We start from the raw sequence: 14333 nt of genomic DNA on the forward strand, positions 1-14333 counted from the left end.
CCCCCTTAGTCTCAATCCTTATATATCCGATGGTTTTTATAGGATTAATATTTAACCATCATAAACGATTAGCAAAGAAATGTACATTGCAACGTTTTAATACGTCAATTTACTTTTTTTAATAATCGTCATTTGTTAGCCCTTCGTTGTCAGAAGCTTATCTGCTACCTGCAGGAATAATTTGATTCCGGTCAACAACGACGATTCGTCAATTGTGAACTTGGGATGGTGATGCGGAAAAACGATGCCCTCTGCTTCGTTTCCAGCTCCGATATTGACGAAAGTTCCCGGCACCCGCTGCTGGTATGCAGAGAAGTCTTCTCCTCCCATACCGGGTGGAGTCGCAATGACGAGATCTGGCCCAACCACCTCAACGGCTGCTTCGTGTACCAGATTCGTCAGCCATTCATCATTTATGACAGGCTCGTAGCCAAACACGAAGCCAACCTCAACCGTGGCGCCATATAAGGCAGCAATTCCCTCTGACATTTTACGAATGATCTCCGGCACCTCTTGGCGCACAGAAGGTTTAAAGCTCCGAACCGTTCCTTTCAGCGTAGCCGAATCAGGAATTACGTTATGGGACGAGCCCGCTGTGAACTGTGTCACGGAAACGACGAGCCGCTCTAGTGGATCCGTTAACCTCGACACGATGTGCTGTAAATGACCGACTAGCTGTGTGCCGACTGTAATGACATCGACTGCTCTGTGCGGATATCCCGCATGTCCGCCATAACCTTTAATTACGATTGTGAAATTATCAGGCGAAGCCATCATCTCGCCATGCCTGATGCCAATTTGCCCAACCGGCAGTAAGGATGCCAAATGGACACCGAACGCATAGTCGACTCCGTCCAATACGCCAGCTTCGACAAGCTCAATGGCGCCTCCGGGCGGAAGCTCCTCTGCATGCTGGAATATAAACCGGATTTCCCCCCGCAAATATTCCCGCTTCTCAGTCAGTAATTTAGCCGTAGCGAGCAGCATCGCCGTATGGCCGTCATGTCCGCAGGCGTGCATGACTCCCGGCGTACTGGATGCAAAGTCGAATGTATTCTCCTCACGAATCGGAAGAGCGTCCATATCCGCGCGAAAAGCGATAACCGGTCCTAACTGATCGCCTTTCAGTACGGCTACAACGCTTGTTGGCGTAGGCCTGCTAATCGCTAGTCCTTCCATCTCCCGCAATGTATTCTCAACAAAGGCAGCTGTTTCATGCTCGTGAAACGACAGCTCGGGATGCTGATGCAAATATCTCCTCCAACCAATGACTTGATCCTCGACCCAGTCCGGCAGCTGCTCGTATGCGAAACGCTTATCACTCATATGGAGAACCTCCTTAACCTGAATTAGTTATGATCGAACGCTTGCTGCGCATTAACGCGATGTGCAAGAGCGGATCCTGCCTTGAGCGCCGTTGCAACCAATATCGTCTCAGACAGCTCTTCAAGCGTCGTTCCCACTTCTTTTGCTTGTCTTGCGAAAATGTCGATGCTGTACGCATTCCCGGTAATATGTGCCGATGCGAGTGCGATGAGAATTTTTTCTTTCCCCGTAAGCAGGCCTGGCTGGAGGGCATTGTGTACAAATCCGGTAAAGGAAGTGTATTGCGCTTCATTCAGCTTCTCTATATCCTCTATTTTCTCAAGGTTGCTGCGTGGGAATAAGTCTTCCTCTGCGCCGGTGCTGTGATAAGCATTCAAAGCGTTAATCGCATTGTAAAATACGGAATGCGCATTTACGGCAGTTGCTACAACAATCGATTCTACCAATTCCTCAAGGGACGCATTCTGATCCTTTGCTTTGGTTACATGGGCTTCTATGCAGTACGGACATCCGGTAATATGGGCGACCGCTACGGCGATCAGCTCTTTCGTTTTTACAGTGAGCTTCCCGGCAGCCAGCGCCTGCTTATTGAATTCCCCGAATGCTTTGAAAGCCTCAGGCGCATACGCAAACAGCTTGGCGGAGTACGCTTGATTATGGCGGACATACAAACTTTCGTTAGACATTTTTAAAAAACCTCCACGTTTTATTGGAATACCAAGTATTCCTCTTTCAATAGTTATGAAACTTCTGTTATCATAATAGATATTAGCCTCGTTGTATAATTGAAAATAGTAAACCGGCAGATTATGTTTATTAAAGAGACGGAGGGCACCTGAGTGGAAATACGCCTAATCAAAGCATTTCAGACCATCGTGAAATTGGGCAGCTTTCAGCGCGCAGCGGAAGCCCTGCAATATTCGCAGCCTACCATTACCATTCAAATAAAAAAACTCGAAGAGGAACTCGGCGTTCGATTGTTCGAGAGAGGAAAAACAATTACATTGACCAATGCGGGGCGTTTGTTTCTTGAACGTGCCGATTCCTTGCTTCAGGAATACGATGTGCTTAACAACACATTAAGCGATTTTATTAACGGTGATGCGGGAAGCGTACGGTTAGGGGCTACGGAGCCTTCTGCAAGCAATCGGCTGCCCGCCATTCTAGCGGAGTACGCGCTTGCCAAACCTAAGGTGCAGGTCAATGTTTCAATCGGCTCCACTCGCGATATGATTAGAATGCTGCTGGAGGATCAGATTGATTTTGCATTATGCAATCAGCCAGAGCCTCATATTGAGCTTGCATTCGATTCGCTACTCCGAGAGACATTTACTTTGCTGCTTCCTGCCCATCATCCGCTTGCGGATAAAGAGGAGGTCCGTCTGCAGGATCTCAAAAACGAAAAAATGCTATTTACGCCTGGCACATGCCCTTTCCGTATCCGTATCGAAGAGATGATTACGAGTCAGATTGGGCAATTGCGTCACGCAGGCATGGAAGTTACCGGAATCAACGCGATTAAATATTTCGTGCAAGCCGGCATGGGAATCGCGTTATCTCCAGAGGTCGCGGTTACGCCGCCAATTCCAGGTACGGTCGTCAAAACAGTTAAAGATTTGCTTAGCGGACCTCCGCTCGGCTTACTGACAAAACGGAACTTGGATGCACAGAGCCGAATCTCTCTCGATCTGAAGGATGAAATAAAACGCCGTCTTTTCGTTGGGGTTTAAGCACCTGTTGCTATTCGTGCGATTACAAATATTAAATTTATCTATTACTTTTATCAATTATACAAGGCTGTTATTTTCCGATATGATCTGAACACTACGCTGTAATACCAGCCAACAGTTCAGGAGTGGTAGATGATGAAAAAGATTCATATTGGCATCTTTGATATTCAAACCCCTAACCAAATGACCCAAGGTGCTTGGTCTCACCCAGAAAACCAATCTACGCGTTATAAGGATCTTTCGTTCTGGATCGAGATTGCTCAGCTTTGCGAACGCGGATTATTCGATTTTATCTTTTTCGCGGATTCCTATGGCTATCCTACGAATAAGCTTGAGCTTGCCTACCGTGAAGCCGTCTATACGCCCGTGCTTGATCCAATGATAAGCATCTCTGCCCTCTCGGCCGTCACGAAGCATCTTGCTTTCATTACTACGGCTTCACCTACCTATGAGGCGCCTTATGCGAATGCCCGTCGCTTTTCCACGCTCGATCATTTGACTAATGGGCGAATCGGCTGGAATGTAGTGGCTGCCGGCGGCAAAGCAGGAGCGGCATGCTTTGGAAGGGATACGACGCTCTCCCATGAAGAGCGTTATGATCAAGCCGAGGAATTTCTTGAGATCAGCTATCGTCTATTCGAAGAAAGCTGGGAGGATGAGGCCATTCATGCCAATCGCGAGCAACGCCGCTACGCTGACTCTTCCAAGGTTAAGCTTATTTCCCATGAAGGCAAGTATTTCAACGTTACGGCTTCCCATGCCTGTGAGCCTTCCATTCAGCGTACTCCTGTTCTTTTCCAAGCAGGAAGCTCTGATCGGGGACGGGATTTTGCCGCCAAGCATGCGGAAGGCGTATTTCTCAAAGCGCCAACCATGGATGCGTTGAAAAGGCAGGTTGAGGATATACGCCGCCGTGCTATGAATTATGGCCGCCAAGCGGATGATATTAAAATATTTACTGGTTTATCAGCCATTGTCGGCGAGACGACTGAGCAAGCCATCGAGAAGCTTGAATCCTTTAAAGCCTATAGAAGCCGGGAGGCTGCACTGCTTACCTACGAGAATGCAACTGGGATTGATCTAACCGCTCTCCACCCGGAATCCGATTTTGGGAACTTCAATCCCGAGCAGGGTCGTACACATACTGAACGTTTTACGAAGCATCAAGAAAAAACGTTGACCGTTCGGGAGGTTGCGGATCAATTCGCGGAGAAGGAGTTTCGCGGAATAACTTTATGCGGCGATGCGGCCACAATTGTCGACCAGATGCAGCAATGGGTTGAGCACACGGGCATTGATGGGTTCAATCTTGAACGCTACCTATTGCCTGGAACCATTACTGATTTCGTTGACTACGTCGTGCCCGAGCTGCAGCGTAGAAGCATGTTTCGTACGGCTTATGAGGAAGATAGCTTGCGCGAGCGTTTGTTCGGTGCTGGGAAAACCAAATTGCCGCGCACGCATCCAGGCGCCCGATTCCGAAAGAAAGACGGCGAGTAAACTATTCCCTTAAGCTTCTCCATAAAAAAGCGAACCAGCTATCGATGCTGGCTCGCTTTTTTGATTCCTTGCCATGTTAACCGAAAACGGTTTCAACGTTCAACCGCTGTCATCGCCGTTTTATTCTTTGCTGTTTTTAACGAAAGGCTGCTTTAATCGGTCAACCAACTCGTCCTTTGCGCTTTTATCTCCATACCGCACCTCTTCATACACCTCAACGAGCTGCTTTAATCCGCCTGTATCCAGCTTCCCTGCCTGCCACTCAGCCAGCTCCTCGGCCGTTTCCCTAGGCGTTAGATGCGCTTTTGCAACATATCCTTGCTGAGTGCCTGCCCTCACATAACGGGCATACAGAAATCTGATTTTTTCCGCATTCGTGGACAGTTCGTCCCACTCCTCGGCAAAATTTCGTTTTTTCTGGAAACGTTTCTTCAGCTCGTTTCCGAGCTGTTCACGCCAATTGTTTAATGACGTTAACTTCTCAACCTCATCGATGTAGCCACCATTATTGCCGCGATTTTCAGCTCCGCGCTCCTGCAGCTTGGCGATCAGAAGACGTACCCACTTGATGACCTTTTTGGCAATAAAATAGATAAGAATGCAAGCAGCCGCTATGGCAAGCACGATCCCTACTATTTTGGCAATCTGCTCTAATAGCAGCATCCAATCGGAAGGAGGCTTAATCTCTTCGACGGGCATCTGTGGAGGTGCCGCATCAGGCAGCTGCTCTGCTGGAGCCGTTTCCTCCTTCGGACGGTTAAGCCAGTTCATGATGAGATCGGCAATCTGATGAAAGAATCGCTCGATCGCGTGCTGGATTTGCCGGAACAAGGTGATGATGGCGATTAATAAGACAATGACAATCATCATGATCCTGTTTTGGCGCTTAAACGTAACCGTTGCCGATGATTTGCCCATTTCGGAGGTCTCGCTATTCAGATGGCGCTCGTTCGCAAAGAAGAAAAAAAGGATAACGCAAACGATGCCGCAGACGATTAATAAACCGTTAAGAGGGATGAGCTTTTTGAAAACCATAAGCTTTAAAGGCTGTATGGCTACATACATGATTACGCCTACTAGCATTTGCGTATTGGGAAACGAAGCTGTCCAGCCTTTCAGCTGGCCGCTCATGCCTCTGAACACCATAATGGAAGAAAGGATTGCAGCTACCGAAAACGCAAGTATGACAGAATCTCCGCCTGATAATATAGCCAGCGATCCTTGCGCGCAGCCTATCGCAACAGCCAGCAAAAGTCTGGCTCCATAACGCATGCTTGCTCGTTTCTTAATGGCCAAAGAGCCTGCAAGGTAACCTAATGGAAACGTCACTATCCAAAGCCAAATCGTTGGTTCAGGCAAAAGATATACAGCAGCAATAAGTACGATTGGCAAATAGAATAATAATTCAACTATGCCTTGTCCTAAAAATTTAAATGCATGGGACGTCCTCACGCAGGCACCTCTTTCCTCTCGGCTGAAGATGTCGCTAGTTCGTCGTTCTTGCTTTCATCAAAGGCTTGGTCGGTCAACAGCCATACCGCAACCGCGTTTCCATTGTATCGGAGTCGGTCTGCTTGAAGCTCCAGCTCTTCATTCCAATAAGCGGTAATCATCAGAACATCGCGTTCACTGTAGCCGCTCCGTGCTTCGCGCTCTATCAAATGATGGAATAGCTCTGTACGTTCGATTTCCAGCTTGGCCATGCCTTCGAAAATACCGAGTAAATGCTCGTTCCCGCCTCTTGGCTCAATATGAATGCTCTCATTCGTTCCCATGACCGGCATGTTCGCTGCAAAGCCGACCTCCATGCCTTGTCGGATAACGGCTTCTGCCGCGCCTGCTGCCCATTCTATGCCACGCTCGATAAGCTGGAGATCCGTCACGCTCCGCCACATTCCTTCGGCATCATCGACATTTAAATAGACCATCAGCCTGCGGTCAGCCGTGAAATCATATTGATGCACTTGCAGATCGCCAGTCTTGGCGGTTGCTTTCCAATTGATTTGCTTAAAAGTATCGCCTGCTTGATAATTACGGACGCCCGCAATGATAAAAGGGTCATTTATAATCCATCGGCTAACCGATTGATCTCCTTGCCAGCTGTGGTAGGGCAGCTCATGGACAGGTACCTCTGCCGGCTTCGGATATACAAGAAGCTCGCCATGAAGCGCAATTTGCTCGGAAGCATGCGACATACCAAGCAGATCCCCCCCGGTGAGCGTAACCGTTTGAAGCTTATACCACCCGCGCTTTGCGCACGTAATGCGGTGAGTTCGCCTAATCTTCGTGTAAGGCGGAAGCGTGAAGAAGCTTTTATGATTCTGATAAAGCTGGCCGCTGCTTACCGTGAGATTTTCTTGCTGCTTGAAATGCAGGTGCGTGGACAGCTGCGATTCGACGCGAAGCCACGGAACCGGCAGCCACTTCGCATTGGCCATCTCTTCAACCAATTCCACCTGTTCGCCGCCATAGCAAGTCTTTGAAGTGAAGCGACGTTCATATTTCATATGGCGCAGCACAAACCGTTGAAACAATCGGCTTTGCAATCCGAGAATGAATATGGCAGCTACGATAAACCAGAATAAAATCATCTAGCTCCGCCTACTGTGCCGCAACGCCGGCTTCCGCAGGCACCGCGGTCAAACGAATAATTTCATCGATAATCAGGTCTGCTTGATTCGCACCGCGCTGCATCCCGCGAATAGCCAAGCGATGTGCCAGAACGGGCTTGGCCATTGCTTTGATATCATCGGGCGTAACAAAGTCTCGTCCGCGGAGAATCGCATGAACCTGGGAAGCACGAAGCAGCGCCTGGCTTCCCCTTGGGCTAACGCCTACCGTAACCTCATCCCGCTTGCGTGTGTGCTCTACGATTTGCAGCAAATAGTGGAGCACATCATCTGTTACCTTAACCGCTGAATAAGCTTGCTGCGCTTGGTGAATCAGATCAATACCCGCCACGGCGTTGAGCTCGGCAAGCGGATCATTCGACTTAAAACGTTTAAGCAGCTGCAGGCCTTCCTCAGTAGTCGGATAACCCATTTTAATTTTGAACAAGAACCGGTCCAGCTGCGCTTCCGGCAAAGGAAAGGTCCCTTGGTTCTCAATCGGATTCTGAGTGGCAATGACCATAAATGGACGCGAAAGCAGCTTCGTCTCCCCATCGATGCTTATTTGCCTCTCTTCCATGCATTCAAGCAAGCTGGACTGCGTACGCGGCGTTGCCCGGTTGATTTCATCAGCTAGGAGCAAATTCGTGAACAAGGGCCCGGCGCGGAATTCAAATTCACTAAGCTTTTGATTATAGAAATGGATGCCGCTCAAGTCGGATGGCAGCAAATCGGGCGTAAACTGAATGCGTCTAAAAGTAAGATCAAGCGACTTGGAAAGGGATTTCGCAAGCAGTGTTTTTCCCGTTCCAGGCACGTCTTCAAGCAAAACATGTCCAGAGGTTATGAGTCCAATAAGCAATAAATCAACAACGTCCTCTTTACCGATGATTACGCGCCCGATATTTAGCTTTACCTGTTCGGCAAGTTGTTTGATCGCTTGGAATGGCATGGTTCAGCTCCCTTATTATGTTTTAAAGCCAGTGCGTTCGCGCTGCAGCTTCTGCAGCTCGCGCCAGCGAATCATGCGAATCCCTTCGTCTTGAAGCGTCTGCTTGATCGCCGGGTCACGGAACAGCTCCAGCTCCATTCCCCTCTTTAACGGCTGCCCGTGAAAAGCATTCAGCTCCTCCGTAACCAAAGACGGGTGTATAATCAGTTCGGTTACCCCAGCGTGCAGACTTCGCAATAGCTGCTGCATGCCGGTCTTCAACGAATCGAAATCCTCACCGTCCTGCATATGAAAAGGAAGACCGACTAAATAGTCTAGAATGACGACTCCTTTTGAATCCGCAAGCTGTGCAAGCTGCTTCGCCTGCTCGGCAAGCTCTGGCGGAGCGATCTGACCGTTCTCCTGAAGCAAAAACCTTGGCAAGCGGAATGGAAGGCCATAGGAAGCGCATACATCAAGCACTTCAGGCAGAAAATGCCTTCCGGTTGCGAGTCCATACAAGCTGCCCATATGATTGTCGGCATGCGAAGGCTTCATCCCCATGGCCAAGGCCATTTCTACCTGAGCGATTAGCTCCGCCTTTACTTGCTGGCTATCTGCTTGCTGCTCAAACGTTTTGCAATCTTTTGGAAAATAATTTTCATTCGTCACTAAGGAATCCGTTGCGCCTTTGCGATTAACGGGACCCCACCGGTACGAATCCCACTCGCTAGTAAGCGTAAAATGGACGCCTACGTCCAAATGCGGATGCCTTGCGCTCCAAAGCGCTGCTTCTCTCGCCCAAGCGCATGGCATCATTAGCGTTGCCGAGCTTACCGTTTCTTCCAGCAATAACTGCTGAATGCCTTTGTTAACCGAATGGCATAATCCATAGTCGTCTGCATTTACGAGCAGAAGCTTCTCATTCTCGCCATATCCGAGTGCCTTTGCCAAACTCATGCGATTCCATCCTCCCAATTTTCAGTGATCCATTTGCATCCGAATACGGATTGGTCGACAATCCGGCAAAGGACATCATCTTTATCCAGACCGTCTCTAAACCGAACCGCGAAGTGCAAAGCAACATCCAGCAGCCTAAGCTTCATTAATCGGGGCAGGAGCTCCTGCTCCTCCGCAGTTAACGGGCAAATGCTCTCATAACCTTTAACAAGGTGCCGTATTTTCAATTTCAACGCAGCATCTTCCGGTTTGAGCAGGTCTACGATAATAACAGCGAGCTCCATCGCCCTTACATCCATGGTAGCGAATTCAAAATCGAGCACTCCGATAATGGCATTGTCCCGCGAAACGGTATTGTTGAATACCAAATCGCCATGAATCCATTGTGTGGGCCAGCCTTCGAGCTCAACGCATACGGCTTTTAGCAGATTCCGCTCCTGCTGCAAGTACTCGAAGCCTGTGCTTCTAGCCCTTAACGCCTCAGACCGATCAGCCATCGAGAGAAAGGCAGCTTCATCCATCGCCGCATATGTTTTCTCGAGCTCATAATAAGGGCTATATAGCGGCAAACGGTCAGGCTTGATCGCTTCCAACGCATTGGCAAGCAGAGCTGCAGTTTGTCCAAGCGCATAGACGTGTTCGGGATTTGACGCTGTCGGTCTGTCTCCGTCTATATAATGAAACAATGCCGACAGCGTGCCATCCTCTGCTATGCTCAACGTGTCTCCCCGCTTATTTCGAACAGGAACGGGAATTTGAAATGGAAGGGATTGCAGTGCAAGAGCCGATAGCACCTCTTGCTCCAGCCTCACGATTTCGACATCTTTATGGTTGTTATAAATACGGAACGCGTATCTTTCATTGCCCGACCAAATAACCCGAGTCGTATTATTCATTCCGCTATCGCGTTGTTTGACCTCATACGGCTCGGGGAAATGAAATTCATTCAAGTAGACGGTAAAATTGATATCGTCATTCAAGCTGCTTATCCTCCTTGCTTTTCCTTTAACAGCTTCTCCAGCCGTGCACCAAGCTGCTCCTGCCAGCTTGCCGCAAGCTCCTTCACGTCCAGCAGCTCGCGAATGCCTTGGATATCGTTTTTATTGCGATACATGACGCGATTGGCTTCTGCTATCGTTTTCCTTGCCGGATGACGGCTGGCTACTGTTAATGTTGTGCCGGTTGCGATTTGTCCCTCTTTGAGCACTCGGAAATAACAGCCCGTATAGCCGTTCTTCAGAACGCGGGCCGGCAGCTCAGGTAAGGAATGCCTTAATCCAAGCTTATAACATGGCTGTCTCGGCTGGCTTACTTGAAGAATGGTTTCTCCGGCATGGATAACGTCGCCAATGCACAAGTCATCCTCCGTCCAATCCGATAAGGTGAAATTTTCGCCGAATGCTCCGCTGGTAAACGAAAGATCCGCTTCTTCTTTCCAGCTCGCAAACCTTCGCTCAAAATAAACACAGACCGCTTTGTCCTGGCCTCCATGATTAATCAAGTCCCCTTGACCATCGCCATTTAAGCCCGTGCTCGATAAATGATGCGCATTTGGCGAAGGAACCTTATAGATGCCTGATTGGATTTGCTTGGAACCATGAGCGATGGCTGCGGGCTCGCCAACGTTTAGGGAAACGAGAGTAGCATTATCCGTTTGTTGCGACATTCCTGCTTGCCTCCTATGTTTTTCGTATTTGACTATTATAATCTTCATCGGCAGAAGTTGGCAAAGAGATATAATATGATTAATTATTTATATCATTAAATATAAGCTGAAATCGCTTTCGACAAGTCCTATGCCATTAGTCTACGGGCATGTCGAAAACCACTCTTTTGTGTAGCATCTTGCGTTAGCCCGGGAAATGATTTTTGAATTGTCCGAATATTTCCTACAATGCAATCGTATCATTTCCCGCCATTCGCTGTGCATTCCCCCTCGATGAACGGCATGCGGCAACCGTCCCTTCGCTCCAATCCTAGCAACTATGAACTTATTATATTGCTGTATCATGAAAAGCGAGTTAATGCTGCGTTTAGCTACGCGTAGACCAAATTCAAAAAAGCGGTGCAGAAATAACCCTCTGCACCGCTTTTTATGGACTTTTCTTCTTATATGAATCGTGCGAGCTTTTTCTTCAGCGAGCAACCCCTTTTGAGCCAGCCCCGCCCTTAGCTCCGTAATTTGGAAGTGGCTTTTCTTGAATATGAATCGGTCAACTTCTGGACTACGTTTTTCAGTTCAATAATATCAAACGGTTTTGTGAAGCATTGACTGATACCAAGCGCTACAGCATCCTCCAGCTTCTCAGGCGAAGCATAAGCCGTTATGAGAACGACCGGAATTTCTCTTGCGATTGATCTTATGCCTTGTAATATTTCGATGCCGTCCATGTCCGGTAATTTCAAATCCAGCAACACGCAATCGATCGTTTCAACCGAGCAGATGTCCAAGGCGGCGACACCAGTGTCTGCTTCAAATACACGCATGCCTGACGCAGTAAACAATTCAGAGAGCATAAGTCGAATCGAATACTGATCATCCACAATAAGCAAATTGGCGGAATGTCCATTCTCCATATGGTGTACCTTCTTTTCGGAGTCAACGTCTACCATTGGTTTGACTATTGGCGCAGACATTGACACAGTCGGAGCGAACGGCTTCGGTGCAGACGTACTTTTGTTGCCGGTTTGATCTTTTTCTATTTTACGCTGCTGATAGAAGACAAACGAGACGGCTGCAAACAACGCAGCGGCAAATAGAATGAGAAAATAGGTCAATTTGTTATCTCCTTGGAAGCTTTACTGCCGAACGGCAGCTTGCAAGTTTAGGCGTGCCTGCACTCAATCATTTACGAGCATCGCCCCAAGCGGACCGTCTTCATTAATGATGTCCTGCAGTTCATATACAGAAATCGGAAAATAAATAAAACCATAAACATACGCGGAGAGCTCGTATAATTGAAAATAAATAACAAGTGATCTATCCGCTACGTAATAGTCTTGGTCGGGACGGATCGATTTGAAGGGCTCAAGCGTCTCGATATTTCTGGCTTTAATTTGAGCGCTTACGATTTTGCTAATTCGGCTTACATAATCGGATCCTGGCTTGAAAAGCTGGGATAACGTGTACGTTTGGCCTGTCGATTGTTTAAAGGTCAGCGAATGCTGCAGGGTCATGCCGTGCGCCCCGCCGGTAAAGGCATAATTATACAAGGATAGGCTTAAGTAATCCTTCTGGTTGTTCTTCTGCTCGAAGTAGCCAAGCATCTGGGCGTTCGGATCGTCCAGATCTCCTTGGCTGTGGACCAGCTGCTGAACGGATTGATGAATGGTATGATTTATTTTTTTGTCAGCAGCCTCGCTTTTACCACCGCTAACATAAGGAATGGACAGCTCTGCTTTTGGAAACGCTGCGTTCGCTGTTTGAATGACGACAGGTGATTGAAATGACATGTGAAAGACACCTTCCTATTCGGTAAGATGCTTCAGTTTATGCAGCTCACGGCTCATCTCATACCACGTAATCCCGCCATGCGTAGAAGCAGAAACGCCTATCAGCTCGAATTGCTCTGCCTTATAGAACGGAATAAGATACTCTTCGCACATTAATATCACTTTTTCGATATGCTGCGCCTCGCATTGCTCGATCAGCTTGCGCAGCAGTTTGGCCCCAATCCCATGCCTTCTTAGGTGTTCATCGACTGCAACGGTAAGGACGCAGAAATTTCTGCCGTCCCGTTCGTCAGCATGATCGCCTTTCATCTCATCGCCGCATGAAGACTCAGCCGTGCGGATGCCGTTAGTTATACCGACTAACCGGTTGCCCATCCATGCAGTCCAAAAAAAAGCAAGATAATGGTCAAATCGGAACTGAAAGCCTTCGAGCGTAGCTGCTGCCTCAGGCGAATAGCAGCTTTGTTCAAGCCTTATTGCTTCATCCAGCTCTTCTCTTCTAATAAGACGCAGCTTGATTTCGTTCACAGCAATGACTTCTCGCGTTCTGTCAGTCGTCTGCCGCTGACGTCAAGCACGAGCTTGCCGCCTTTCAGGCCAAGAATCCGGTCGGCAAAGCGCTCTGCCCAATCCCCTTGATGCATAACAGCGATGACGATAACTCCCTGCTCTTTGCATAGCGCTTTCAAATCCGTTAGCACTTGATCGGCAGTATGCGGATCAAGCCCCGATACGGGCTCATCGGCCGCAATAACCTTCGCGCCATGAACGAGCGCTCTTGCGATTGCCATCCGCTGCCGTTCGCCGCCGCTTAGCGTGCTTGCCTTCTGATGGGCTTTATCGATAAGTCCGCGTTTTTCGATCATGTCCATCGCGCCCATGTAATCGTCGCTTCTTACCATGCCTGTCCACCTGCGCCAAGCCGGAGTTTGTGAAACCGAACCAATGATTACATTTTTGAGTGCCGTCTTGTTGGGAAACAAGAATGGCTTCTCTTCCACGTAAGCTACTTCTTGCTTCACTTTCATTTTTCCGGTAAAGCCTTGCTTGAAAATATCTTTGCCATCGAATTGGTACGTTCCTTCCGTCCATTTCTCTTGGAGGGCAAGGCAACGAAGCAAGGTTGACTTGCCGCTTCCGCTATCTCCTTTTATCGCAATAAAATCGCCAGGATAAGCCTCAAAGCTAATGTCGTCCAGCACCTTAGGCCCGCCGGGAATTCGTCTGGATAGATTCTTTATTCTAATCATTTTCCGCTCTCCTTCTGTTTGCAGCAACTGCTTCTATGAATCTAGTTTACGTTAAACAAAAAACAGTTTCCATACGAACAAATGTTTGGTATAATAAAAACAAGAACAAACGTTCCATTGATCGTCGAATTCAACCATTTGGAGGAGGCCTGATCACCATGAATAACATCTGCGAAAATTTCCGTTATGTAGAGAATGAACGTCCTGGACGTGACTTAACTTTTAAGTTTTACGCCGATGGACGGCTTATCATCATCGATAATGTTGCAGAGGAGGTGATCACTCCCAAGGACTTGAAAGGCGCAAGCAAAGATTTTTATGTTCGCCGGCGAATTGCTTTTATTAAAAACCAATTAAGAGCCTCGCAGCTCAAATATGCATAAGGGTACGTAAGAGGAGAGCCGGGATTATCCCCTGCTCTCCTCTGTGTGTTTTTATTCGATGATTTTTTCTATGGGAGCTGTTTGTTTATGCCATTAAGGCTTGGTGGACGCTTGGCGAATTTGTCTGTTTTAAGCTTGCCTGATTGCCCGCGCAAGTTGGAATGATTTTGGAAATTATCGCCTCTATTGTT

The 14333-nt window shown here is 48.1% G+C and carries 15 protein-coding genes; 3 read left to right on the forward strand and 12 right to left on the reverse strand.

Features of this window, described 5'->3' with window-relative positions:
• Positions 1-135 precede the first annotated feature (135 nt).
• Both AC0YN3_RS04770 and AC0YN3_RS04775 read right to left on the reverse strand, forming a co-directional pair.
• Positions 136-1326, reverse strand: a complete 1191-nt coding sequence (locus AC0YN3_RS04770) for an amidohydrolase (RefSeq protein WP_475773941.1) — start codon at positions 1324-1326, stop codon at positions 136-138.
• Positions 1327-1349: 23 nt separating this feature from the next.
• Positions 1350-2012: a carboxymuconolactone decarboxylase family protein gene (locus tag AC0YN3_RS04775; protein ID WP_475773942.1), complete on the reverse strand. Its 663-nt coding sequence runs from the start codon at positions 2010-2012 to the stop codon at positions 1350-1352.
• A 153-nt stretch (positions 2013-2165) separates the two neighbouring features.
• Between AC0YN3_RS04775 and AC0YN3_RS04780 the strand changes: the two genes are divergently transcribed.
• Both AC0YN3_RS04780 and AC0YN3_RS04785 read left to right on the forward strand, forming a co-directional pair.
• Positions 2166-3056, forward strand: a complete 891-nt coding sequence (locus tag AC0YN3_RS04780; RefSeq protein WP_475773943.1) for a LysR family transcriptional regulator — start codon at positions 2166-2168, stop codon at positions 3054-3056.
• A gap of 132 nt (positions 3057-3188) precedes the next feature.
• Entirely contained in the window at positions 3189-4556 is a 1368-nt protein-coding gene (locus tag AC0YN3_RS04785) for an NtaA/DmoA family FMN-dependent monooxygenase (RefSeq protein ID WP_475773944.1), read from the forward strand.
• Positions 4557-4676: 120 nt separating this feature from the next.
• Here the strand turns inward: AC0YN3_RS04785 and AC0YN3_RS04790 are convergent, their stop codons facing one another.
• From AC0YN3_RS04790 to AC0YN3_RS04835, 10 genes are all read right to left on the reverse strand, one after another.
• Positions 4677-6008, reverse strand: a complete 1332-nt coding sequence (locus AC0YN3_RS04790) for a DUF4129 domain-containing protein (RefSeq protein ID WP_475773945.1) — start codon at positions 6006-6008, stop codon at positions 4677-4679.
• The gene (locus tag AC0YN3_RS04795; RefSeq protein WP_475773946.1) at positions 6005-7147 is read right to left on the reverse strand and encodes a DUF58 domain-containing protein; all 1143 of its coding nucleotides are present in this window, start codon (positions 7145-7147) and stop codon (positions 6005-6007) included. The genes AC0YN3_RS04790 and AC0YN3_RS04795 overlap by 4 nt, the downstream gene beginning before the upstream one ends.
• Positions 7148-7157: 10 nt before the next feature.
• Complete coding sequence (locus AC0YN3_RS04800; protein ID WP_475773947.1) at positions 7158-8117, reverse strand: AAA family ATPase; 960 nt, start codon at positions 8115-8117, stop codon at positions 7158-7160.
• Positions 8118-8132: 15 nt separating this feature from the next.
• On the reverse strand, positions 8133-9056 hold the full coding sequence (locus AC0YN3_RS04805; protein WP_475773948.1) for a polysaccharide deacetylase family protein: 924 nt from the start codon (positions 9054-9056) through the stop codon (positions 8133-8135).
• Positions 9053-10036, reverse strand: coding sequence for a phosphotransferase (locus AC0YN3_RS04810; RefSeq protein ID WP_475773949.1), 984 nt, complete (start codon positions 10034-10036; stop codon positions 9053-9055). The genes AC0YN3_RS04805 and AC0YN3_RS04810 overlap by 4 nt, the downstream gene beginning before the upstream one ends.
• A gap of 5 nt (positions 10037-10041) precedes the next feature.
• Positions 10042-10722: an MOSC domain-containing protein gene (locus tag AC0YN3_RS04815; protein ID WP_475773950.1), complete on the reverse strand. Its 681-nt coding sequence runs from the start codon at positions 10720-10722 to the stop codon at positions 10042-10044.
• Positions 10723-11225: 503 nt separating this feature from the next.
• Positions 11226-11834 (reverse strand): response regulator, encoded by a 609-nt coding sequence (locus tag AC0YN3_RS04820; protein ID WP_475773951.1) that lies wholly within the window; start codon positions 11832-11834, stop codon positions 11226-11228.
• A gap of 63 nt (positions 11835-11897) precedes the next feature.
• Entirely contained in the window at positions 11898-12509 is a 612-nt protein-coding gene (locus AC0YN3_RS04825; protein WP_475773952.1) for a DUF3298 and DUF4163 domain-containing protein, read from the reverse strand.
• Positions 12510-12524: 15 nt separating this feature from the next.
• Complete coding sequence (locus tag AC0YN3_RS04830; RefSeq protein WP_475773953.1) at positions 12525-13037, reverse strand: GNAT family N-acetyltransferase; 513 nt, start codon at positions 13035-13037, stop codon at positions 12525-12527.
• Positions 13034-13759 (reverse strand): phosphonate ABC transporter ATP-binding protein, encoded by a 726-nt coding sequence (locus tag AC0YN3_RS04835; protein WP_475773954.1) that lies wholly within the window; start codon positions 13757-13759, stop codon positions 13034-13036. The genes AC0YN3_RS04830 and AC0YN3_RS04835 overlap by 4 nt, the downstream gene beginning before the upstream one ends.
• 158 nt (positions 13760-13917) lie before the next feature.
• Between AC0YN3_RS04835 and AC0YN3_RS04840 the strand changes: the two genes are divergently transcribed.
• The gene (locus AC0YN3_RS04840) at positions 13918-14142 is read left to right on the forward strand and encodes a hypothetical protein (RefSeq protein ID WP_441942588.1); all 225 of its coding nucleotides are present in this window, start codon (positions 13918-13920) and stop codon (positions 14140-14142) included.
• Positions 14143-14333 lie beyond the last annotated feature (191 nt).

This window comes from Paenibacillus sp. J22R232, assembly GCF_056269165.1.